Origin of the sequence: Streptomyces sp. NPDC047043, from assembly GCF_040644055.1 — a bacterium.
Classification (GTDB): Bacteria; Actinomycetota; Actinomycetes; order Streptomycetales; family Streptomycetaceae; genus Streptomyces.
Window position 1 is genome coordinate 103,124 of the sequence record NZ_JBEYVO010000030.1, and the last position, 21,299, is coordinate 124,422.

Here is a 21,299-nt window from a genome sequence, read left to right on the forward strand (position 1 = left end):
ACCAGCTTTCATGAGGTCACCTGGTCATCCAGCGCAGAGCTGCGGTTACGGAGGAGATGTCCTCCGGGCCCATGACGGCGGCGATGTACCGGTCGGGTTTGACCAGGACGAATCGGTTCCGGGCGGCAGCCAGCGCCTCCTCCAGCCGGCCGTCCGCGTCCGCGACAGCCCGGCGTGCTCCTGCGGCGGGCGGGAGGCGGTCGCCGAGAAGTACGTCGATCCGCTCGATACCCGTCCAGGTTGCGGTGTCGAAACGTCGCCAGGCAGCCGCGGGGACCTCGACACCGAGCAGAGCGAACGAGTCGCCGAGGATGTCGTCGAGGAGTTGCGGGCGCGGGCCCGGCGGCACCAGCACCCGTGGCTGGGGCAGTTGCGTGCCCGTCAGGATGTGGTCGCCCTGCACGAGCCCGGCCTCGTGCCGTGCCTGGGGCCGGAACCGCATCTCGGTGAGGTAGCGCCGTCCGGGCGGTATGCGCAGCAGCGTACGGACGACGACATCGCGTACGAGAGCTCGCCGCCGGTCGGTGGTCATGACGACGTCACCGAGACGTTCGGAGAAGCGGACCATCGCCGCGGCGTGGGGAAGACGTTCCGCCTCGTAGGTGTCGAGAAGGCTCTCTCCGGCCCGGCCGTGCCACACCTCGTCGATCTTCCAGGCGAGGTTCGCGGCGTCTCGGATCCCGGAGTTGAGGCCCTGGCCCGCGAAGGGCGGCATCATGTGCGCGGCGTCGCCCAGGAGCAGCACCTGCCCGTCGCGCCACCGGTCGGCGACCACGGCGTTGAAGGTGTATGCCGTGCAGCGCTCCACCTGCTCCTCGGTGAGGGGCCGGTAGGGCGCTACGAGCCTGCGCAGGGTCTCGAAGTCGGGCCGGAGTCCTTTCACGCCCTCGCCGGGATGGAGGAGGAACTCGTAGCGGCATCGGCCGTCGCGGCCGGGAACGATCACGGTCGGCCGGTCGGGGGTGCCATGATGCATGCCGTAGCGCTCGTCGTGGGGATCGCCGGTGGTGTCGGCGACCAGCCAGACCTTCCGGTGACTCGTGCCGGTCATTCCGATGCCACGCAGTTCTCTGACGGTGGAGCGCCCGCCGTCGCAGGCCAGGACCCAGCTGACCTGGAGCAGTTCGGTGTGTGTGTCACCCGATGCCCGGATCTCGGCGGTCACGCCGGTGCCGGCAGAGTTCTCCTCCAGGCCGACCAGTTCCGTGGAGAAGCGCACGTCCGCTTCGGAACGGGACTTCAGCTCGTCCAGGAGAACGTTCTCCAGTTCGGGCTGGGCGAACTGGTTCTTGAACGGGAAACCGAGGCGGTACGGCTGCGGGCCACGGGCATGGAAGAGAGGGCGGCCGTGGCGGTCGTAGTAGCGGGTACCGGTGCCGGGCACGACGATCTCCAGCACCTGGTCCGCGAGGCCGGCCGTCTGCAGGGTCCGCAGGGATTCGTCGTCCAGGCTGATGGCTTTGGCCTCGTCACTGGTGGAGGCGTTGCGCTCCACCAGGACGAGGGGTATGCCGCGCGCCGCGAGGAGGTTGGCGACGGTGAGGCCGACGGGTCCGCCGCCCACGATGAGCACCGGAGGTTGCTCGCGGGTCACGGATTGACCACCGCCATCCACATGGGTTCGGCCCTGCTCTGCAGGGTGGTGATCGCCGCGTTCGCCTCGGTTAGAGGGAAGCGGTGGGTGATGAGTTCCTCCGCTTCGAGGGCGTTCCGGGTGAGGAGGGTGAGGACTTCCTGAGCGTCCGTGCGAGTGCAGCCGCGGGTGCCGAAGATGCGCCAGCAGTTGACCATGACCGCGGCCATGGGAAGTGTCAGCGGGGTGCGATTGGCCCCCATGTGAACGAGGGTGCCGCCGGTCGTCAGGGCGGCCAGTGCCTGTGAGGTGGCCGGCCCGTCCGGGACGAAGTCGACCACCGCGTCCGCGCCTTGGGGAGCCAGGGCGCGCAGGGCTCGGGTCAGCCCGCCTTCTTCGGTCCAGTGCGCGGGCAGCTCTTCGAGGGCCACGACATCGGTGATGACATCGCGGGCGAGGTCACGTACGTCTGCCAGACGTGCGGCGCTGCGCCCGACGAGGATCAGGTGGGACACCCCGAAATGGGGGCGAGTTTGACGACGGCGGTGCCCATCGTGCCCGTGGCAGCGGTGACCACGAGGGTGGCCCCCAGCGGCAGGTCGGCGCGCTTCAGGGCGCGTACGGCGTTGGCCAGGTCGTGGATCTTCGCGCCGATGTCGAAGGAAACGTGGTCGGGGAGCGGGTCGACCAGCCAGTGCGGCACACGGGTGTACTCGGCCAGACCGCCGTCGTGGTAGCTGTCGTACAGCGGCATGGGTGCGTCGCCGAAGGCGGCGTGGCCGATCATCGCCTGCTGCGGGCACATCATGTCCCGGTCGGAGAGGCAGTAGCCGCAGGTGCGGCAGTTGAGGTTGGGATGCACGCGCACCCGCGTCCCCGGGGTGACCGAATCGACCTCGCTGCCGACGGCGGCGATCGTGCCGGCGGCCTCGTGCCCGACCGTGGTGGGCAGGTGTCTGAAGGCGCCCCGGGCGAGCAGGGTCATCATGGCGGGCGCAAGGCCGGCGGAGGCCACTTTCACCAGGACGTCGTGGGGGCCGGGTTCGGGGATGACGATCTTGTTGATTTGCAGCGTGTCTGAGCCCTCCTGGGCGCGCGCCGCCAGCATGACAGTCATGGTGTGCGTCTCCTTACCACTCTGACGGCTGCAGCGCGGCCAGACGTTCGGGGGTGTACGGCTCGGCGGTCCTGGTGGTCTCGGCGGCCTGGGGAAGTTCGTGGACCGCGTACAGGCCGATGTGCCGACTCTCCTCAGCACATACGCTCGCGTGCGAGACACCGAGCGGGATGCGCACGAAGTCGCCCGGTCCGAGGTCGACGATGCCGCGCTGGCTGATCAGGGTGCGTCGGCCGCTGATCTGGTACTGGACCTGATCGGCATCCAGGGTGCGCCGGTACACGCGCTGAGTGCCGGGTACCAGGCGGACCGTGCCCATGCGGAAGCCGGCGGAACGGTACAGCCAGGTCATGCCGATTTGGTCCGTGCCGGTGAGAACCAGAAGGCGCTCCTCTTCGGCGTACGCCTGTTCCAGCAGCCGCAACTCGTCGACCGGCGTGACCGTGATGTCGTGTCCTGGGGCCCCCATGCACTGGGTGACCGCCTCGTTGACCTTGCCCGGCTCCCAGCCGGGGAAAACGGGGAACACCGCTTGCGACCGCCGTAGCGGGGCACATTCCTCACGAACGGGAGCGGGTGTGTAGAAGAGCAAGTGGCTCTCGCGGCGCCCGTAGTTGTCGTGGGCAACACCACGCGGCAGCCGGGAGAACTCCCCCGGTCGGTGCTCGACGACGCCGAACTCGGTCATCAGCGTGCGCTCGCCGGCAATCTGGTAGGAGATTTCATCGACGTCGCAGTTGCGGTGATAGAAGGGCTGGCGGTTGTCCATCGTCTGCCACTCGACTCGGATCTGGGCGCTCTCGTAGACGCCCCGGGGCGGGGCGAACGGCACGGCCTCGTACTCCTGCGGGAAGTGGACCACGCTCAGTGGCTCGTGGTCCCGCCACAGCTTCACCGAAAACGGGTTGGGGTGGGGAGGGGAGAGCAGGAGGTGCTCGTCGCGCTCGACCAGGCGGGACGGCTCGTCGGAGCAGGCGACCGCGATGACTTCGGTGACAGTGCCCATGAAACTTCCTCGTTCGGCGTAGGGCGGTGGTCAGACAGCCACGGGCAGGTGCTTGTCGAGAAACGCGTGGGTACGCCGCCAGGCCCGGCGTGCGCTGTCCTCGACGTACAAGTGGGGGCGGGCGTCGCAGGCGAAGGCGTGCCCGGCGCCCGTGTAGATGTGACTCTCGAAGTCGACTCCCGCGGCGGTGAGAGCCCCTTCGATGGCCGCGACCTGCTCAGCGGGGATGGTGGGGTCCTCGGCGCCGACGTGCAGCAGCATGGGTGCGTCGAGTTCCTTGGCCCGGTCCACAACCGCATGCGGGCCGGCCGCGATACCAGGGCCGTAGAAGACGACGGTGGCGCCGAGTCCGCTGATGCCGACGGCCGCGGTGAAGGCGGCCCGGCCGCCGAAGCAGAAGCCGTTGACCGCGGTACGGGAGGCGGGAACGCCCTCCTTTTCGGCAAGGTGTTCGAGCACTGCGTCGACATCGGTGGTGATCGCGTCCGGCCCGATCGCGCCGATCAGCGGCATGGCCTCGGCATGCTGTTCGTAGGCCAGTGTGCCGACTCCGTTGCGGTGGAACAGGTCGGGGGCGAGAGCGAGGTAACCGCGGGAGGCGTATCGGCGGGCGATGTCCTGGATGTGGTCATTGACGCCGAAGGCCTCCTGCAGGACGATCACCGCCCGGTCGGTGGTGTGGTCGTGCCGTGCTACGTACACGCGCATCGGGCCGTCTGCCGTGGTGACAGTGATCCAGTTGTCGGTCACGGTGGTCACGTCGTGCTGGTGGTTCATGGTGCCGGGCCCTTCCCTGGGTTTTTGTGCGGTGGCTGGTGGTGCGGTGGTCATGCGTACGCCGTGAGTCATGAAGCGGGCAGGGCGCTGTAGTAGCGGGCGGCCCCCCGGTGCAGAGGGATGGGTGTCGCACCCATGGCCGCGGGATCGAGGGGACAGGTCCCCGGGCTGAACTCGGAAGCCAAGTGACGGTACTGCCCTTCGAGGAGGTGCCTCGTCTCCCCGAGCACCCAGGCGATTGCATAGCCGACGTCGTCGGGAAGGTCGGCACGAGCGAGCACCAAGACATCCGAGAAATCGAGGGTCCTGAAAGCAGGCCGCCCGGGAAAATAGTCGCCCTCGACGACCGCCGTCGGCCAGGCGAAGTCGTCGTAGAGCCCTTCGAGGACGCCCTCCTCGACCTCCAGGAAGTTCAGGTGACGGCTGATCTCCTGCCAGTCCGGCAGCATGATCACCTCATGCACGATGGCGTTCGCGCGCCCTTCCTTCACATGGTTGAGGGACTCTGACGGGCGCTCGTCCTCGAGCAGTTCGCCGCCCCAACCGGTGATGTCGACGCCCGACCGGGTCAGGACCTCGTGTGCGGCAAGTCCGACGTGGTTGACACCGTCCTGGACGGCGGTGGCCAGCCGCAGTGCAGGCTTCCGCTCGCGCAGCTCGGCAAAGGTGGTGACGCCGAGATCCCTGTGCACCGCCACGACCAGGCGATCCCGTCGTGGTATCACGGCGAGGGCACGAAGGTCCGGGTACGACTCGTCCACATACACGCCGCTCCCTTCGAGCGCGGCGACCGTGAAGGCGGCCGGCGTCGTCAGGGCCACGTGGACCTCGCCACGGCCCACCGCCCGCACGGCATCGACGGGACCCCTGCTGTTCCAGGTGGCGATCCGGGTGTGGGGGCCGCAACGGCCCACGAGTTCCTGGGTGATCCAGCCGCAGATCCGATGCAGGTTCGCACTGCCCCAGTCGCCTCGCAGATGCAGGGTCAGCGAGCGGTCGATCTTCGGCTCCGCGAGCCGGGCGGGCGGCACATTGAACGGGCACATAATGACTTCCTGTCCCATAATTTAGGACTGCCATCCTGCTAAATGGAATCTTAGGTTGGGGTGGGTATTCAAGTGCGGAGAGACGTGCGGGGAGCACCGGTGACTGAGGACGTGACGGAGCGAGAATCCGAGCAGCTGCCCGGCGACCTTGTTCGTCTGGTCCGGACACTCCACCGGGCGCTACGACAGCGCCAGACCTCCCCGGCGGGCCAGAGGGTCCGACCCCTCGCCCAGGAAGTGCTGCAGCTGGTCGGGAGCCGACCCGGCGTCAGCGTCCGCGAAGTCGCCGACACACTGGCCATGCAGCCCAACAACGTGAGCACGATCGTCACCCAGCTCATCCGGGACGGGTTCATCGACCGACGCCCCAGCACGCGTGACCGACGCTTCGCCGAACTCCACCCAACGGAGAAGACGATCGCGGCCGGTAGCGACATCGACGACAGTCTCGACAAGGCGATCGCAGATGCCTTGCTCCGCCTGTCTCCCCAGGCCGGACAGCGCATCAGCGCCGCGCTGCCCGATCTGTGGGAACTTGCGCGCACCATCGCGCCGACTACTTAACGGCTGAGCAGGTCGGCGAGGGCATCGCTGACGGCGGCCCTGGGGTCGGCCGGGGCTTCCTGTGACCGCCAGGCTACGTAGCCGTCGGGTCGGATCAGCACTCCCCCGCCAGGTTTGAGGTCGAACGCGAGAGCGGCCTCGTCCGCGCGCTCCTGATCCAGCGCGAGGCCGGGGATCGGATCGACGTGCCAGTCACCGCCTGCGGTGAGCAGCACCCAGTTCCGCGCCGAGAGATCTATCGTCGACACCCGGTCGCCGTCGCGGTCGAGCCAGACATGCGGTGCGCGGGTGCCCGGACGGCCCGCCCATTCGTCGGGGCGACGTGCGGGTGGCAGGTCGGGCCCGGCGCCCAGCACGGCGGAAGATCGGTAGAGATAGCCGAAGCACAGCGCAATGTCGTCGATGATCTCAATGGCCTCGCGCGGCCCCATGTCGACCAGCTGCTGGTCCTGTCGGGCGAAGAGTTGTTGATGACACAGCCAGGCGACGGGCCGCCGCTCCGCGTCGTAGGAGTTGAGCAATTCCTCACCGGCCTGGCCGGCGAGCACCGCAGCGAGCTTCCACGCCAGATTGTGCGCATCCTGGATGCCGGTGTTCGCGCCGTAACCACCGCGGCTTGGCGGCAGGGTATGGGCGGCGTCCCCGGCGAGGAAGACCCGGCCGCGCGAGTACGATTCGGCGATCGCCGCCCGCAACTCCCACCGCCCGGTGGTGATCAGCTCGTAGTCCACATCGGAGACTCCGATCGCGCTGGTGATCAACCGCCGCCACTCGGGCTCCGTCGGCTCATCCTCGGACTGGAGCATCAGTACCCAGCGGTCGTCCCCGTAGGACAGCAGAAAAGCCTGGAGATCCGGCTGGTCGATGACGAACTGGACGTACCCGTCCCGCAGATGCTCCAGCCGGGCGTCGAACAGAACGCTGCGTGTGGTGCCCAGATAACCGCGGCCGCTGCGGGTGATCCCGAAACTTTCCCGGATCGGGCTGCGGTGACCGTCCGCGGCCACGAGGTACTTCGCTCGGACCGACCGTTCGCCGCCATCGACGACGTCGCGGATCAGACCCGTCACCCCGGTCTCGTCCTGTTCGAAGGACACCAAGTTGGTGCCGAACCGGATGTCCGCGCCGAGTTCTTCGGCCCGCGCACGCAGAAGCGGCTCCAGCTTGTCCTGCGGCAGGCCGATCTTGTCGGCTGGCGAGTACTCGGCCTCCGGTGCATTGCCGGACTCCCACGGCAGCTCCTCCAGCCGTTCACCGGCCAGGCTGGTCACGCGGACCCGGCGGAAGCCGTCGCGAAAGGCCGGGATCTCCGGCCATCGCACCCCCACGGACCGGTACAGCTCGGCCGTCCGCATCGTGTACCCGAGCGCCCGGGGATGCGGGGAGCTGCCCGGATGTCGCTCCACGAGCGTCACCGGCACGTCATGCCACGCCAGGAACAGCGCCGTGGACAACCCGACGAGGCCCCCGCCGACCACCAGCACGCCGGTCGATTCCTCGGTCATTCCTTCCTCCTTCGATACACCGTATTATTCGATACGCCGTATTGAACGATACGGCATACCGATTGGAGTGGGGTAGCGTGACTGCCGATGAATGAGCCACAACCGGTGTGGGACCGGCCCGAACCAGCCAGCCGCCCGGCGCCCGTACCGCTGAGCCGGGAACGGATCGTCGCAGCAGCCATCGAACTGGCGGACGCGGACGGCCTTGCGGCGGTCTCGCTGCGGAAAGTGGCGGCCGTGCTCGGCGCCGGGCCGATGCGGCTGTACGGCTACATCGACACCAAGGAGGACCTGTTCGACCTCATGGTCGACGCCGTCTACGGTGAGGTCCGGCTCCCTGAGCCGACCAGCGACTGGCGTTCCGACCTGCGCGAGATCGCGCACGAGACCTGGCGCTGCGCGCTGCAGCACGAGTGGTTCGGCGAACTCCTCGGCGGGCGACCCCACCTCGGCCCGAATGCGTTGCGGTATCTGGAGGTCGCGTTCGGTGCGTTCGGTGACCGCGACGTCGACACCATCATGGTCGCGTTTGGCGCGCTGAACTCCTACGTGATCGGCGCGCTGCGCACGGCGTTGGCCGAACTGAGCGCCGAGCGCGCGACCGGGATGACCGAGGACGAGTGGCGGCGGACACGCGGCCCGTACCTGGCGCGGATGGTGGAGACCGGTCAGTACCCGGCACTGGCGAAGATCATGGCCGAAACGACATATCCCGACCCGGCGACCATCTTCGACGCAGGCCTGGAAATACTCCTGGACGGCATCGCCGCCCGGCTCGCCTAGCGACTCAACGGCTGCACCGGGCGCGCCTTGCGATCCATCCCCGGAGTTGGGCGGGTTACAGCTCGAGCCGTCGTCGGTCCAGGTGCCCGGAGCATCGATCCATCACCAGATGCGGTTCTCGGCGGTTACCAAACTACTGATGATCTTTGCGTGATGTCGCACCCCGGCCGGCGAGAGTCGCAGGTCCAGCGGATGCCGACGGCGCCATCACGCGTGGAATCTCAGTAGAAGTCGCCCGCCCCGGTGAACCCGAGCCGGGCAGCACGGACACGCCTTGATCTCGCCGGTCCCCTGTACGGATACGGTGCGCCGACCAATGTGTCCAGTCTTGCCAACGAACCTCCGCGAGTAGCAGACTGCGGGACAGTGTTCCGTATTACGACACATCATAGTCCGCAAGGGAGTAGCAGCATGAGTGACAGTCCGCGCCTGAACCGTCCGGTCACCGTCCAGTTCCGCGCGGATTGGGGGCAGGCGAACTTCCACCGGATCTGCGGCTGGCTTTCCCAGGAACTGGGCGACCGATCACCGGAAGGCTCGCGATTCGGCATTTGGAACGGCCGGGGCGGGTCCGACCAGATCGCGGCGTTGCGCGCCAAGGAGTGTGACATCACGATCGTCACGCCGACTGCGGCGTTGAGCATGATGCAGCAGGCCGGCGAGCTCAAGGGCCTGGCCGCTCTGGGTGTCCTCCCACAGCGTGACAGGCTCGTGGTCGCGGTGGACGCCGAACTCCCCGTGTCCACCGTGGCCGACCTGGCGTCCGTCGACCGCCCTCTGACGATCGCGACCTCCCAGGACGACGGGGTGAACCTGATCGGCTTCGCCGCTCACAAAGGACTCCGCCTGGCCGGACTCGACCCCGACCGGTTCTCGTTCTTCTACGACGAACGTCCGTTCCCGCCGATCGCCCGGTTCGCGGCCGGCAAGGCCGACGTCCTGATCCACGAGGCCATCATGACCCCCCACTGGCAGAGCATCGACCGGGTCCGGCCGGTGAAGTACCTGCCCTGGGGCGACGCTGTACTGGACGCGTTCGAGGCCGAGGGATGGGGCCGGGCCACCGTACCCGCCGGCTACCTTCCGGGCCTGGAGAAGGACCTCGTCACGCTGGACTTCGCCGACTTCGGGCTGCTGTGCCGCGAGGACATGGACGACGACCTCGCCTATCTGGTCGCCTGGTGCATGGTCCGCACCCGGGCAGCGCTGGAGGGGCAGTACAAGCACATTCCGGCCGACCGCTCCCCCGTCGGCTACCCGCTGGTCCCGGCCGACATGGCCCGCACCCCGCTCCCGCTGCACCCCGCAGCCGCACGCGCCTATGCGGACCTGGGCGACGGCGAACTCCCCGAGGACGACGGGTCGGTCATCTGGAAGTGACGCGGTGATCGGCCGGGAAGGTCCGGCCGACAGATCGTCCCCGCAGGTATGGGCCGGCACGGATGCCGTGTCGGCCACCGAGGCCCAAAGGCTTCGAGTCCTGTTTCTCAGGCCAGACTTCTCGTACCGCGGTACTAGACGCTCGCAAGAGTTCAGACCGCAGTATCACGAGACCAAGGACCCGTCCGCCTAGCTTTGGCGACAGAGGCGCCAGGACCGTCCGGCGCCACCAGCCGAGGACACCACTCGATGATCGAGGCACAACAACTCACAAAGAAATACGGCGAGAAGACAGCCGTGGACCGACTGGACTTCGTCGTGCGACCTGGCACCGTCACCGGCTTTCTCGGGCCGAACGGCGCGGGAAAGTCCACGACCATGCGCATGATCGTCGGGCTCGACGCGCCGACAAGTGGTTCTGTCACGGTCGCAGGACGCCGGTACGCCCAGCACCGCGCGCCACTGCAAGAAGTGGGCGCGCTGCTCGAGGCTAAGTCGGTCCACCCCGGACGCTCGGCCTTCCAGCATCTCAACGCACTCGCGCTGACCCATGGGATACCACGCAGCAGGGTCGACGAAGTCATCGATCTCGCGGGCCTGGGCAGCGTCGCCAAAAAGCGGGCCGGGGCCTTCTCCCTCGGGATGGGGCAGCGGCTCGGGATCGCCGCGGCGCTGCTGGGCGATCCGCAGACGGTGATGCTGGACGAACCGGTGAACGGGCTGGACCCCGAGGGTGTGTTGTGGATCCGCAACCTGCTGCTCGGGCTCGCGGCAGAAGGGCGCACGGTCTTCGTGTCATCCCACCTGATGAGCGAGATGGCTCTGGTCGCGGACCATCTGATCATCGTGGGCCGCGGGCGGCTGCTGGCGGACACGACCGTGAACGATCTCGTCCACGAGGCAGGCGGCGACATGGTGAACGTGGCGACGCAGGATCCGACGAGGTTGCGTGAGGTCCTTGCGGGGCCGGACGTCGACATCACAGGTCGGCCTGGCTCCGAGGCACTGCAGGTGCGGGGACTGAGCGCCCGGGAGATCGGTCTCAAGGCGGCGGAGAACGGAATCGCGCTGTTCGAGCTGAGCCAGAAGACGGTGTCCCTGGAGGAGGCGTTCATGGATCTCACCAAGGACGCCGTGGAGTACCACGCCTCCACGACCGGCATCGAGACCCCGGGGAGGGCCGCATGAGCACCATCACCGTGCCGACCGGGACTCCCGAGACGCCCGAAGCCGGCTCCTCACCGCGCCCCGCTTACCGGGTGACCAGCGTGCGGGTGGTGCGTTCGGAGTGGGCCAAGTTGTGGTCGCTGCGCTCGACGTGGATCACCCTGGGCCTGGCCCTGCTGTTCCTGGTGGCGGTCGGGCTCATCGCCACAACGCAGTACAAATCGCAGCTCGACTCCGGAAAGCCCCTGGACGGCGACTTCGCCGACGCGACGGCCGTGAGTCTCGCCCTGTTCGGTACGGGTTTCGCCCAGCTGGCGATCGGTGTTCTGGGCGTACTGGTCACCGCTGGGGAGTACTCCACCGGTACGATCCGCGCCACGCTGGCCGCGGTGCCCCGCCGGTTGCCCGTCCTGTGGTCCAAGTCGTTCGTGTTTGGCCTGGTCGCCTTGGTGGTGGGAACCCTCGGCGCGTTCGTCACCTTCCTGTTCGCCAGCGGCATCGTCGACGGCACGAACGCCGCCCGGAGTTTGTCGGACGCGGGTGTCGTACGCAGCCTGCTGGGCGCGGGCCTCTACCTCGGCCTCGTGGGAGTGATGGGCGCGGCGCTGGGGGCCCTGCTGCGTTCGGTCGCGGGCGGCATCTCGGTGCTGGTAGCCGCCCTGCTGCTGATCCCTGGTCTGGTGCAACTGCTGCCGAAATCCTGGCAGAACGACATCAGCCCCTACCTGCCCGGCAACGCGGGCGAGGCAATGTACTCCCTGACCCACGACTCCACGACCTTGTCACCGACTGCCGGCCTGCTGGTCTTCGTCGGCTGGACAGTGCTCGCGCTGGCCGGAGCGGCGTATCGCCTGGTACGCAGCGACGTCTGACGAGCGGCACCGCGGAGCCCTGAGCCCCATGACCACCGACGACTTCACCGAGATGGGCCCGTACATCGCCCGTCTCAGCCGGTTCGGTGAACGGCTGGGACGGGCCGACGCCGAGCGCCCGTGGGTCGTGGACATCGCGGTGGTCGGGCTGGTCTTCGTGCTGTTCTGCCTGCCGGACCTGATGGATGGGGGCGTCACCGGGGACGGTGACGTCCCCCGCGCGCTTCGCTCCACACTCACGCAACCGACGTTGGCGGGGATGCTCGCCCTGCAGGCCGGGCTGGTGCTGCCGCTGCTGTGGCGGCGCCGGAAGCCATGGCCGGCGTTCGTCGCAGTGGTGACGGTCTTCGCGGTTCAGTGGGCACTGGGCATCGCGCTGCGCGCAGACATCGCTCCGCTCGTCAGTCTGTACAGCCTGGCTCTGCACGGGCGGCTGCGGCAGCTGCCGCAGGCCGGCGCAGCGATGCTGGGGGCGATGGTGCTGGTCGCGGTGCGCGTCTCGGTCGCCGTCTCGGTCTGGGTCGCCCTGTTCTTCCTGCTCAGCGCCGCAACCGCTGCGTTGGCACTCGGCCTCGCACTACGGATCCGTCGGGCCCAGGTCGCGGGCTTGCGGGAGCGAGCGGCACGTCTGGAGATCGAGCATGATCAGCGCGGCAGACTGGCGGTCGCCACCGAACGCGCCAGGGTGGCGCGCGAGATGCACGACATCGTGGGCCACAACCTGTCCGTCATGATCACGCTCGCCGACGCCGGGGCGTACGCCACCGCCGTCTCCCCGCAACGGGGCAAGGAAGCGCTCGTCCTGATCGGAGACACCGGTCGTCAAGCACTGGGCGAGCTACGGCGTGTGCTCGGCCTCCTGCGTGATGCCACAGAGGAGCGCACGCACGAGCCCGAGCTGAGCCCGCAGCCCGGCCTCGCGGACGTCGACGCGCTGTGCGCCAAGGTACGGACCGCCGGGCTGGAGGTCGTCTACCGGACCGCGGGAGTATCGGAACAGCTCGACGACGGCGTGCAGTTGACGGTTCACCGCATCGTGCAGGAAGCCCTCACCAACACCCTCAAGCACGCCGGTACCGGCACACGAGTCCATCTCACGATCGCCATGGAGGACGCCCGGCTGAAGGTTCGCGTCCATGACACCGGCCCGGTCGGCCAGGGCCGTACGCCACAGAAGTCGAACGAGGAAGGACACGGATTGGTGGGCATGCGCGAGCGAGTGGCTCTCTACTCCGGCAGTCTGAGCGCCGGGCCGGCGCCCGGCGGAGGATGGGCCGTGGAGGCCACCCTCGACCTCACGCCCCGGGGCGGTGCCTCGTGATCACTGTGCTCATCGTCGACGACCAGAATCTCCAACGCTATGGCTTCCGTGTCCTTTTGGAATCTGTGCCCGAGATGGAGGTGGTCGGTGAGGCCGCGCACGGGGCGGAAGCTGTACGAAAGACCGCCGAACTGCGTCCCGACGTCGTCCTCATGGACGTACGGATGCCGGGCATGGACGGTATAGAGGCCACTCGCCGCATCGTCGCCGCCGGCGGTCGTTCCCGCGTCCTCGTCCTGACAACCTTCGACCTGGACGAGTACGCCCACGCGGCCCTCCGCGCCGGCGCCAGCGGGTTCCTCCTCAAGGAAGCCCGTCCTGAAGAGCTGCTCGCCGGTATCCGTGCCGTCGCCATCGGGGACGCCGTGGTCGCCCCCGCCCTCACCCGCCGTCTCCTGGACGAGTTCGCACACCACTTGCCTCTGCGCCGCAAGGATCCGGCGGAAGATCCGAGGCTCGCCTCGCTCACCAACCGCGAGCGCGAAATCCTCGTCGCCATGGGCAAGGGCTGGACCAACGGCGAGATCGCCGCTCGTCTGGTCGTGGCCGAGTCCACCGTCAAATCCCACGTCGGCCGTGTCCTGGCCAAGATCGGAGCCCGCGACCGCATCCAGGCCGTGATCATCGCCTACGACCTCGGGCTCGCCCGGCCTCAGGTCGACTGAGGGAACGCAACGGAGGAGCAGCCAGAGGACACGCCACTTGTCCGCGCGTCGACGCCAGCGGACGGGCTCGAACTGGTCGGCACAGTACAACGCGGCCAGTCAGACTCTTGAGATCAATCGGTCACGGCTGTCCGCTCGATGCCGGCAATGAGCGTGCGGAACCCCCAGGAGAGGCGGCCCTCCGGCCCCTCCCCCGAGAGCAACACACCATCGAGCGCGGCGATGTGCGGATGGATCCGCTCCGAGATGCCCTCCAACGTGCGGCGCAGGGCGTCCCAGTCCTCGTCGGGCGCTTTGCCGGCGCCGTGCTCGGCGGCCGTCGCGGTGGCGTGCAGCAGCAACAGATCCACGCTCAGCGCGGCCTGCACGGGCGGGACATCGCCCTCGGCCAGCAAGGCCAGCAGCGTCTCGATGAGGTTCAGGTAATTCGGGCCGCTTGGCCGGGCGGTGAGCGCGGAGCGGGCCAGGGTCGGGTGCTCGAAGAGCATCGTGGTGTACGCGGTGAGCACCCGCTCCAGCCGCTCGCGCCAGTCGCCCCCGGCAGAGGCCGGCCCAACCGTGCCCAACAGCTCGTCCAGGACGGCGGCGTGCAGCTCGGCGGTGTTGCGGACGTAGACGTAGAGCGACGCGGGGCCGGTGTCCAGCTCCTGCGCCAGGCGCCGCATGGTCACCTTCTCCAGCCCTTCGGCTCGCAGGATCGCGACCGCGGCGGACACGATGCCGTGCCTGGTCAGGGCGGACTTGGCGGGCCGCTCTCGGCGGCTCCGCGGGGGGTCAGGCTGAGCAGTCACACCCACACCGTAACGAACGCGTTCGTCATGGCACCATCGCCCTCTGGCCCACCAAACAGCTCTCCGAATCGCCTGGGGGGAGGTACGCCGGAAAGAGGAGTCGTCACTCCTCGACCCGACTGCGTTCAGGCGTCCGCCGTCCTGGTGAGGGAGCCGCCCGGGGCGGGCCCCGTGCCCTCGTGCGGTTCCTGGACGTCGGGGCGCTTGATCACGAGATAGGCAACCAGGGCCACGAACAGCGCAAATGCGGTCAAGGCGACCGGTCCTCTTCCGAGGTCGAGACCACCGCCCCCGGTACCGGTGTCGTGAACGGGCTTGTCGAGCCAGTCGGCCACCGAGGCCCCCAACGGCCGGGTGAGAATGTACGCCGCCCAGAAGGCCGCGATCGAGTTGAGGGCGCGGCGGCGGTGGAGGATCCACGGAACCAGGATGGCGACGCCGAACAATACGCTCGAGCCCAGGAAGCCGACGTGCAGGGGGCCCGCGAGCAGGTCACCCACCGCCGTGCCCATGGCAAACGTGCACGTCACGGTCCACCAGTAGAATTTCTGCCGACGCCGCGTGGTGATGCTGTGGACCGAGAGCGTCCCTTCCGATCGGTACCAGCGCCGGAGCACCAGAGCGGTGGCAGTGACGTATCCCAAAGTCACCAACAGCAGAGGCAGCACCGCCTTGAAGTTGCCTCCGCTCAGGAGGACGGCCAGGAGGGCTGTCGGGAGGTCGGAGGCAGCCGTGCCGAAGACGGCGATGCCAGCGACCGTGGTCCAGTACGGGATCGCCTGGTAGTGGGGCGACCGCAGCTGCCGACGGAACGCCACGACGAACACGACGAGGATGACGGGCACCACGTACGGGACAACCGCGAAGGAGTCCGCGGCCGCCTCCCCTAGAGCGGTGGTGATCACCTTGACGACCCAGAAGACCGCGGCGATGGCGGGAACCTTGGCGTACGGCGTGTCGGCGATGCGCGCCTTGCCGGTGGCGGTCACGAGTTGACCCGGGGGTGGGGGGAGGCGAAGGTGACGGGCAGCGAGTCACCCGCAGTGTTCCGCCCCGGCAGCCCGGGGTCGGCCGCGGAACGTGGTGCGTCGGCGGCCGGCTTGTCCTCATACCGCTGGATCGGTTGCTGAGCCAAAATCGTCTCCCTTGAAGTGGGCACCACATGTTTCGGCGCCTCACCAGGGACGATAGGTTTTGGACAGGAAGGCTGTCGTGGTACCACGGCACCATCTCTGGTCGCGACAGGTAATTCCGCGGATGTAGGCCGCAGCCGAAGGCAGGCACGGAACGATCAGGTGTCAGGCCCTTTCGTCCGTACGAGGACTTCCTCCCGGCACGCCACCGGACACCGCTCCTGCACCAGCGCCTCGACGGACGATCCGCAGCAGCCGGCCGCCCCTCGCCGTTGTCGATCTCCCGCACCCGCACCCGTTCCGTCACGAAGATGCTGGTCGCCGGAGTGCGGGCCTCCACGCAGACGCCGCCGATCCCGTCCGGCAAGCGTGTCATCTTCTGCACTCTGGAGGACGGTTCCGGCCTGGTCGACATCGCCTTCTTCGAGGACTCCCACGAGCGCGTCGCGCACACCGTGTTCCACTCCGGGCTGCTGCTGGTACGCGGCACCGTCGAGGCGCGCGGCCCGCGCCGCACTGTCGTCGGCGAGATGGTCTGGGACCTGGACGAGGTGGCCGCCGCCCGCCGCGACCACGGCCCCCAGGCCGCCCTCGAACTCCTCGGCCGCACCGGCCCGGCCCCTACCCCCGCACAGCCGGCCACGCCCCAGCGCACGCTTGCCGACGGCACGGCCGGGGCCCGGATTCACCCCTGTGCCGATCTCCAGCCCACCGGGACCCGCTCCGCGGACCTGCGCCGGCTCGGCCACCGAAGCCAGGGAAGCGCAGGGTGGTGATCATGATGAGCGGCCGCCGTATCCTCCACCTCTCCTTCGACCTGCCGCCGGACGCCGACGCCGAACTCCCTGAACGGCTGCGCCGCTTGCTGGAGGACTTCACGCCGCGCGTGCAACTGCTCGAGGACGGTGCTCTCCTTGACCTGACCGGGGCGACCCGATGGTGGCAGCGCGATGCCCGCGGCATCACCGAACTCGTCCAACTCCGCGCGCTCGCCTACTTCGGGGTGCGCAGCTCGGCGGGCGTGGCCGGCACTTGGATGCTCGCCGCCATGGCCTGCGCCCTCGCCGCAGCGGGTCGGCGCACCGTCATCGACGACTCCCCCGAGGCGATCACCGCGTTCCTGCAGCCCCGGCCGGTACGGGAACTGCCCGGCGTGGGCACGAAGACGGCCGCGACGCTCGCCGAGTACGGCCTGCACACCGTCGGTGACGTCGCCGACGTCCCCCAGTCCACGCTGCAGCGCCTCCTCGGCGCCCGCGCCAGCTGGGCCCTTCACGAACATGCCCACGGCCGCGACACCACGGTCGTCGACCCCACCCCGGCACCGGCGAGCCTCAGCACGGAGCACCGCTTTGCCCTCGACGAACTCAACCCGGCCGCCCACCGGCGCGTCCTGCTCGCCCTCGCCGACGACCTCGGTGCCCGCCTGCGCGCCTCCGGCCAGATCGCCACGAGCGTGACCTGCACGATCCGCTACGCCGACCTCAGCGCCACCCGCCGCAGCCGGACCCTGCCCGAAGCCACCCAGCACACTGTCCTTCTGGCCCGGGCCGCCTACGCGGTGTACGACTCGCTCGGCCTCCAACGTGCCCGGGTCCGCAGCATCGCACTGCGCGCCGACGCCCTTCGACCCGCCGACCAGGCCACCCGGCAACTCACCCTCGACGCCGGCGACGACAAACCCCTCGCGATCGAAGCCGTCACCGATCGCGCCCGCGCCCGCTACGGACGCCAGGTGCTCTACCCCGCCGCCCTCGCCATCAGCTCCCGATCCTCGTCAACCCGCCATGTGGACCCAGGTGATCGCCCCGAGGGCCCCCTCGGACGTCGTGCGACATAAGCGCCCGTGTCTGAAGTCAGGCGCCTGGTCGCTGGCCGCAGGCGTGCTCGACATAATCAAGCATGACCGGTGAGGCCGATGACCAGTGCAAGCCACTGCATTCCGAGCCCAAGGGCGGACACACGACGGTGGTGGAGTATGCGCTGGGCGAGGCCTGGGTGGTCGCTGCCCGCGGGGAGTTCGATCTGAACACGTCGGGGGCCCTGAACGAAGCGCTGGAAAGTGCCGCGCGCGAGTATCCCAGGGTCGTGGTGGACGCGGCCGGGGTGACGTTCGCGGATTCCATGTTCCTGACGCTGCTTCTGCGCATTCACCGCCAGACGGACCTGAGGGTGGCCGCGCCGTCGCCACAACTACTGCGCGTGCTGGAGCTGACCGGGGCCGACACGGTGCTGAATGTGCGCGCGACGCTCGCGGACGCCGTCGCAGAGTGAGTGCTGCCCTTCCTGCCCGCGTTGTCGGCCGTCGTCTCGATGCAGATGCCGCTCTGGCGTCGGGTCATGACAGGTCGGATCGTGGGGTAGCCCGCGGGCGGCGTGGTCGTTGGTTGAGTGTGAGCGCGGCACAGGATGACGGCAACGGTGTGGTCTTTGCCCAGCTGAGCGATGCGTACTGGCTGGACGCGCCCGGCGGGGACTGCCGGGAGTGCGGTGCACTGTTCTCGGAGAGAAGCGGGCAGCGGACTGCGCCCGCTGACCAGCGCGTGTGCCGTACCTCACGATGGGGACGATTGCGGGCGGTTAGCAACCGTTTTTGATCTTCTGCCATCCGGCGCGTGCGGCGGCGAGCATGCGCTGGTTGTCGCTGCGCATCTGCTGCGCGGCCAAGCAGGCGGCTGTCGCGGCCGTGCCCAGGGTCGACGCCCGGACGGCGGCTGCGCGTGCCGCCTCACACATCCGCTCGGCCCTCTGCCGCATCAAAGCCTGACTGGTTCGGTCCATATGCTCACCGCCCCTGATCACACTCTCAATAGAACGCGGCCCGCGACCCCCTGGTGTCTTCTTGGCCTCATGCCCTGGTACCGGCAAGACGGTAGCCGGTGACGATCTCGGCCGAGATACGGACCACGTGGTCCATGTCCATGTCGATCCAGGGAAGGAGGAGCTGCCGGTAGCGAGCCACCTCCACCGGTGCGGTGATCCGGGTGGCCGGCCCGCTGACCATGACGCTCCACCCGGTGCGAGTCTGCGGATCGATCTCGTCGGCCTCATAGACCACCACCTGATCGACACCGGCGTTGTTCAGCAGCGCCGATCCGCCGTGGGTGCGGATGACGACGGCATCACCGTCGACCAGATGGTTGACCGGGCGGATCACCGGCAGCGCCCACTGCGTGAACCCGACGCGGCCCATGGGAACACTGGCCAGCAGAGCCAAGGACTCCTCCCGGCCCAGCTCGATCATCCGCGCCGTGGGGGTGACGCGGGACTCGTTCTTCACGGCACCTCCCCGAGGCTGCTGGTGTGGTGGCGCGTTCCGAACACTCGACGATCTCTCCCCTGTCCCGGTGACTGCTAGGGCCGTTGGTCCCCTCACTCCGGCCCGACGGTCTCCGGCCCAGCATGATGTCGGGCGGCAATTCGGCGAGCAGTAGACGGTGCTCGCCGGGTGCCGCGTGTCCCGGACGACGGCGGACGGCCGGCACGCGAAGAAGTCGCCCGGTTGATCTATGACTTCGACGCGATCGCGGACAAGCAGCGGACCCGCGGACTACCACCAGGTTCGCTGACAACGTGCTCGAGGTCCTCACCCGACGCAGGCTCCTCACTCCAGAGGCAGCTGACCAAGCGGTCGACCGCGATCGGCCTGCACCATCAGAACAGCGGCCACCTCCAGCCCCCGCATGAAGACAGGGCCGTACGCCGGAACTGCCACGGGCATCAGGTGCACCTCGGTGCCGTGGACACGCGCGGCATCGAAGAGGGCCTGCAGCAGCTGAACGCCCGCGAGGTCGAGTGCGCCGAGGCGGGCGTGCCAGGTCTTCGTCTCCGGGTCGTACGAAGCGATCCGGCGGGGCCTGTCGAGTTGTTCCTGCCATTGGGGATCGGCCGCTGGGGCCGTCTGGATGGTGGCCTCCAACACCCATGCGTTGTCAGGAGAGTTCGGCGAACTGGTCATATCAGGGACGGTAGACGTCGCCACTGACAACTCGCCCAGTCAGGTGAATCCGGAGCCTGAGGAGGACCCCAGCCGTGCACGAGCGCGTACTGACCGACGTGGACCCGATGCGAGAAGTGCACCTGTCCGAACCCGGCTTGCTCGTCATCGACGTGGCGGGTTGCGACGATGCCACCGTCCTTGCCTTCCAGGCAGCGATCGCCCGCATGTGGGGAACCTCGCCCGCCGAGTGCACCACCCGGGATGTCGGCCAGCCTGGGGTGCGGCTGCGGATGTATGCCGATCTGCGGCAGGTCCTTGAGGATCCCTCGCTGCCGCCGAAGGCGCCGTGGAGCACAGGGTGAGGCTGGCTCCGCCGCTACGGGGGAAAGCGGCGGAGCCAGCCTGGCTCCACGGTGCCATACACGGGTGCGACGCGCTCGCTTCCTGCGCGAAGTCCCCTCCCCCGTGTTGCCGGCGCCGGTTCAGGAGGCGAGTTCGTTCAGGAGCTGGGGGCCGTTGTTACGGACGTTGTTGACGGCCGTGGAGACGGGACGGGCATCCAGGTGACCGCCGGCCGGCTGGCCGAGCAGGGCCCGCAGCTCGTCGGGATTCTGGTGGGCGGGGTCGAGCCAGGCGTCGTAGTGCTCAGGGGTGAGGGCGAGCGGCATGCGGGGGTGGACGCGGCCGGCCGCGTCGGTGGCTTCGGTGGTGATGATGGTGCAGGTCATCAGCCAGGCGGCCGGGTCGTCGTCCTGTTCGACGGCCGGGTCGCGCCAGTATTCGTACAGTCCGGCGAGCGCCATGACCTGGTCGTCTTCGGGGTGGATGAAGTACGGCTGCTTGCGCGCCTTGCCGGTATCGGGGTCCTTGATCTGTTCCCACTCGTAGAAGCCGTCGGCGGGCAGCAGACAGCGGCGCCGAGTGAACGCGCGGCGGAATGCGGGCTTTTCGTGCACCGTCTCGACCCGCGCGTTGATCATCCGGGCACCGATCTTCAGGTCTTTCGCCCAGGACGGGACCAGGCCCCAGCGCAGCGGCCGCAGCGTCCGCTCCACCGGCGCGGCGTCCTCCTTGTCGCGGGGTGCGCGTTCGAGGACCGCCCATACGTCGTTGGTCGGGGCGACGTTCCAGTTCGGCGCGAGCGTCTCCTTCGCAGGTACGTCGGGCACCTCGAAGAGCGGGGCCAACTCCTGCGGGCTGCGAGTGGATACGTATCGACCACACATAACGCCACTCTTGCACCGCCGCTACGTCGCGCAACCGTGCCGACGCCGTGTTGCGTGAGGCGGCATCTGCTGGGGACGGCGTATGAATTGGAGGCTGGAGGCTGCTCGTCGCTCCCTCGTCTTCTCACAGCAGGCGGAAGACGCCGACCACCTTGCCGAGGATCCGCGCTTCGTCGCCGGGAATCAGCTCGTACGCCGGGTTACGCGGCATGAGCCACACCCGTCATCTCCTTCGGTTCTCCTCGACGACATCGCCGATCGCGGTCGTGGTCTGCTCGAGGCCGCCGCGGCGCTCGCCGACGAACTGCTCGAGGCCTTCGGCTATCCGGAGAACGGCCTCATCACCCGCTCTGGTCAACTCCGCCCCAACCGGTTCAGCTCCCGCAACTCCGGCGCCGTCGCCACCTGGGCACAAGACCACGGCCTGACCAGC

The 21,299-nt window shown here is 68.6% G+C and carries 23 protein-coding genes and 2 pseudogenes; 11 read left to right on the forward strand and 14 right to left on the reverse strand.

From position 1 onward, the window contains the following. Window positions 1-16 precede the first annotated feature (16 nt). The 6 genes from ABZ880_RS38880 to ABZ880_RS38905 form a co-directional block, all read right to left on the reverse strand. Window positions 17-1,594 (reverse strand): bifunctional 3-(3-hydroxy-phenyl)propionate/3-hydroxycinnamic acid hydroxylase, encoded by a 1,578-nt coding sequence (locus tag ABZ880_RS38880; protein WP_361273337.1) that lies wholly within the window; start codon window positions 1,592-1,594, stop codon window positions 17-19. Next, on the reverse strand, window positions 1,591-2,088 hold the full coding sequence (locus ABZ880_RS38885) for a zinc-binding dehydrogenase (RefSeq protein WP_361273340.1): 498 nt from the start codon (window positions 2,086-2,088) through the stop codon (window positions 1,591-1,593). The genes ABZ880_RS38880 and ABZ880_RS38885 overlap by 4 nt, the downstream gene beginning before the upstream one ends. Continuing rightward, complete coding sequence (locus ABZ880_RS38890) at window positions 2,076-2,690, reverse strand: alcohol dehydrogenase catalytic domain-containing protein (protein WP_361273342.1); 615 nt, start codon at window positions 2,688-2,690, stop codon at window positions 2,076-2,078. The genes ABZ880_RS38885 and ABZ880_RS38890 overlap by 13 nt, the downstream gene beginning before the upstream one ends. A gap of 13 nt (window positions 2,691-2,703) precedes the next feature. Next, window positions 2,704-3,696, reverse strand: a complete 993-nt coding sequence (locus ABZ880_RS38895; RefSeq protein WP_361273345.1) for a hypothetical protein — start codon at window positions 3,694-3,696, stop codon at window positions 2,704-2,706. A 30-nt stretch (window positions 3,697-3,726) separates the two neighbouring features. Then, window positions 3,727-4,473 (reverse strand): dienelactone hydrolase family protein, encoded by a 747-nt coding sequence (locus ABZ880_RS38900; RefSeq protein WP_361273347.1) that lies wholly within the window; start codon window positions 4,471-4,473, stop codon window positions 3,727-3,729. Window positions 4,474-4,541: 68 nt separating this feature from the next. Continuing rightward, window positions 4,542-5,519 (reverse strand): TAXI family TRAP transporter solute-binding subunit, encoded by a 978-nt coding sequence (locus tag ABZ880_RS38905; RefSeq protein WP_361273349.1) that lies wholly within the window; start codon window positions 5,517-5,519, stop codon window positions 4,542-4,544. 99 nt (window positions 5,520-5,618) lie between these two features. Here ABZ880_RS38905 and ABZ880_RS38910 point away from each other — a divergent pair, with 99 nt between their 5' ends. Then, window positions 5,619-6,083, forward strand: coding sequence for a MarR family transcriptional regulator (locus tag ABZ880_RS38910; RefSeq protein ID WP_361273352.1), 465 nt, complete (start codon window positions 5,619-5,621; stop codon window positions 6,081-6,083). Here ABZ880_RS38910 and ABZ880_RS38915 read toward each other — a convergent pair. Next, window positions 6,080-7,567: an FAD-dependent monooxygenase gene (locus tag ABZ880_RS38915; protein WP_361273353.1), complete on the reverse strand. Its 1,488-nt coding sequence runs from the start codon at window positions 7,565-7,567 to the stop codon at window positions 6,080-6,082. The genes ABZ880_RS38910 and ABZ880_RS38915 overlap by 4 nt on opposite strands. 108 nt (window positions 7,568-7,675) lie before the next feature. On the opposite strand from ABZ880_RS38915, the gene ABZ880_RS38920 reads away from it, so the two are divergent. The 6 genes from ABZ880_RS38920 to ABZ880_RS38945 all read left to right on the forward strand — a co-directional run bounded on the left by ABZ880_RS38920 (window position 7,676) and on the right by ABZ880_RS38945 (window position 13,776). Beyond that, window positions 7,676-8,371, forward strand: a complete 696-nt coding sequence (locus ABZ880_RS38920; protein WP_361273355.1) for a TetR/AcrR family transcriptional regulator — start codon at window positions 7,676-7,678, stop codon at window positions 8,369-8,371. Between the two features lie 411 nt (window positions 8,372-8,782). Further along, window positions 8,783-9,751 carry a TAXI family TRAP transporter solute-binding subunit gene (locus ABZ880_RS38925; protein WP_361273358.1) on the forward strand — a complete coding sequence of 323 codons (969 nt, stop codon included), beginning with the start codon at window positions 8,783-8,785 and terminating at the stop codon, window positions 9,749-9,751. A 249-nt stretch (window positions 9,752-10,000) separates the two neighbouring features. After that, complete coding sequence (locus ABZ880_RS38930) at window positions 10,001-10,939, forward strand: ATP-binding cassette domain-containing protein (protein ID WP_361273361.1); 939 nt, start codon at window positions 10,001-10,003, stop codon at window positions 10,937-10,939. Next, complete coding sequence (locus ABZ880_RS38935; protein ID WP_361273363.1) at window positions 10,936-11,790, forward strand: ABC transporter permease subunit; 855 nt, start codon at window positions 10,936-10,938, stop codon at window positions 11,788-11,790. The genes ABZ880_RS38930 and ABZ880_RS38935 overlap by 4 nt, the downstream gene beginning before the upstream one ends. A 28-nt stretch (window positions 11,791-11,818) precedes the next feature. Beyond that, window positions 11,819-13,111, forward strand: a complete 1,293-nt coding sequence (locus tag ABZ880_RS38940; protein ID WP_361273366.1) for a histidine kinase — start codon at window positions 11,819-11,821, stop codon at window positions 13,109-13,111. After that, entirely contained in the window at window positions 13,108-13,776 is a 669-nt protein-coding gene (locus tag ABZ880_RS38945; protein WP_361273368.1) for a response regulator transcription factor, read from the forward strand. Before ABZ880_RS38940 ends, ABZ880_RS38945 begins: the two co-directional genes overlap by 4 nt. Before the next feature lie 113 nt (window positions 13,777-13,889). Here the strand turns inward: ABZ880_RS38945 and ABZ880_RS38950 are convergent, their stop codons facing one another. Continuing rightward, complete coding sequence (locus ABZ880_RS38950) at window positions 13,890-14,567, reverse strand: TetR/AcrR family transcriptional regulator C-terminal domain-containing protein (RefSeq protein ID WP_361273370.1); 678 nt, start codon at window positions 14,565-14,567, stop codon at window positions 13,890-13,892. A gap of 125 nt (window positions 14,568-14,692) precedes the next feature. Beyond that, a complete protein-coding gene (locus ABZ880_RS38955; RefSeq protein ID WP_361273373.1) occupies window positions 14,693-15,556 on the reverse strand; it encodes a hypothetical protein in 864 nt (287 codons plus the stop codon). A gap of 452 nt (window positions 15,557-16,008) precedes the next feature. Here ABZ880_RS38955 and ABZ880_RS38960 point away from each other — a divergent pair. From ABZ880_RS38960 to ABZ880_RS38970, 3 genes and pseudogenes are all read left to right on the forward strand, one after another. After that, window positions 16,009-16,476, forward strand: a pseudogene (locus ABZ880_RS38960) (OB-fold nucleic acid binding domain-containing protein); the annotation flags it as partial. Window positions 16,477-16,478: 2 nt separating this feature from the next. After that, on the forward strand, window positions 16,479-17,540 hold the full coding sequence (locus ABZ880_RS38965) for a hypothetical protein (protein ID WP_361273538.1): 1,062 nt from the start codon (window positions 16,479-16,481) through the stop codon (window positions 17,538-17,540). 62 nt (window positions 17,541-17,602) lie between these two features. Next, on the forward strand, window positions 17,603-17,974 hold the full coding sequence (locus ABZ880_RS38970; RefSeq protein ID WP_361273375.1) for an STAS domain-containing protein: 372 nt from the start codon (window positions 17,603-17,605) through the stop codon (window positions 17,972-17,974). A gap of 574 nt (window positions 17,975-18,548) precedes the next feature. Here ABZ880_RS38970 and ABZ880_RS38975 read toward each other — a convergent pair. Beyond that, on the reverse strand, window positions 18,549-18,980 hold the full coding sequence (locus tag ABZ880_RS38975) for a pyridoxamine 5'-phosphate oxidase family protein (RefSeq protein WP_361273378.1): 432 nt from the start codon (window positions 18,978-18,980) through the stop codon (window positions 18,549-18,551). A 324-nt stretch (window positions 18,981-19,304) separates the two neighbouring features. Further along, entirely contained in the window at window positions 19,305-19,658 is a 354-nt protein-coding gene (locus ABZ880_RS38980; RefSeq protein ID WP_361273380.1) for a hypothetical protein, read from the reverse strand. Window positions 19,659-19,732: 74 nt separating this feature from the next. Between ABZ880_RS38980 and ABZ880_RS38985 the strand changes: the two genes are divergently transcribed. After that, a complete protein-coding gene (locus ABZ880_RS38985) occupies window positions 19,733-20,002 on the forward strand; it encodes a DUF6207 family protein (RefSeq protein WP_361273383.1) in 270 nt (89 codons plus the stop codon). Window positions 20,003-20,122: 120 nt separating this feature from the next. On the opposite strand, the gene ABZ880_RS38990 is transcribed toward ABZ880_RS38985, so the two are convergent. The 3 genes and pseudogenes from ABZ880_RS38990 to ABZ880_RS39000 all read right to left on the reverse strand — a co-directional run bounded on the left by ABZ880_RS38990 (window position 20,123) and on the right by ABZ880_RS39000 (window position 21,224). Beyond that, window positions 20,123-20,866, reverse strand: a complete 744-nt coding sequence (locus ABZ880_RS38990) for an SOS response-associated peptidase (RefSeq protein WP_361273386.1) — start codon at window positions 20,864-20,866, stop codon at window positions 20,123-20,125. A gap of 124 nt (window positions 20,867-20,990) precedes the next feature. Further along, a pseudogene (locus ABZ880_RS38995) lies at window positions 20,991-21,086 on the reverse strand (repressor LexA); the annotation flags it as partial. Window positions 21,087-21,089: 3 nt separating this feature from the next. Next, window positions 21,090-21,224 carry a hypothetical protein gene (locus tag ABZ880_RS39000; RefSeq protein WP_361273389.1) on the reverse strand — a complete coding sequence of 45 codons (135 nt, stop codon included), beginning with the start codon at window positions 21,222-21,224 and terminating at the stop codon, window positions 21,090-21,092. Window positions 21,225-21,299: the final 75 nt, after the last annotated feature.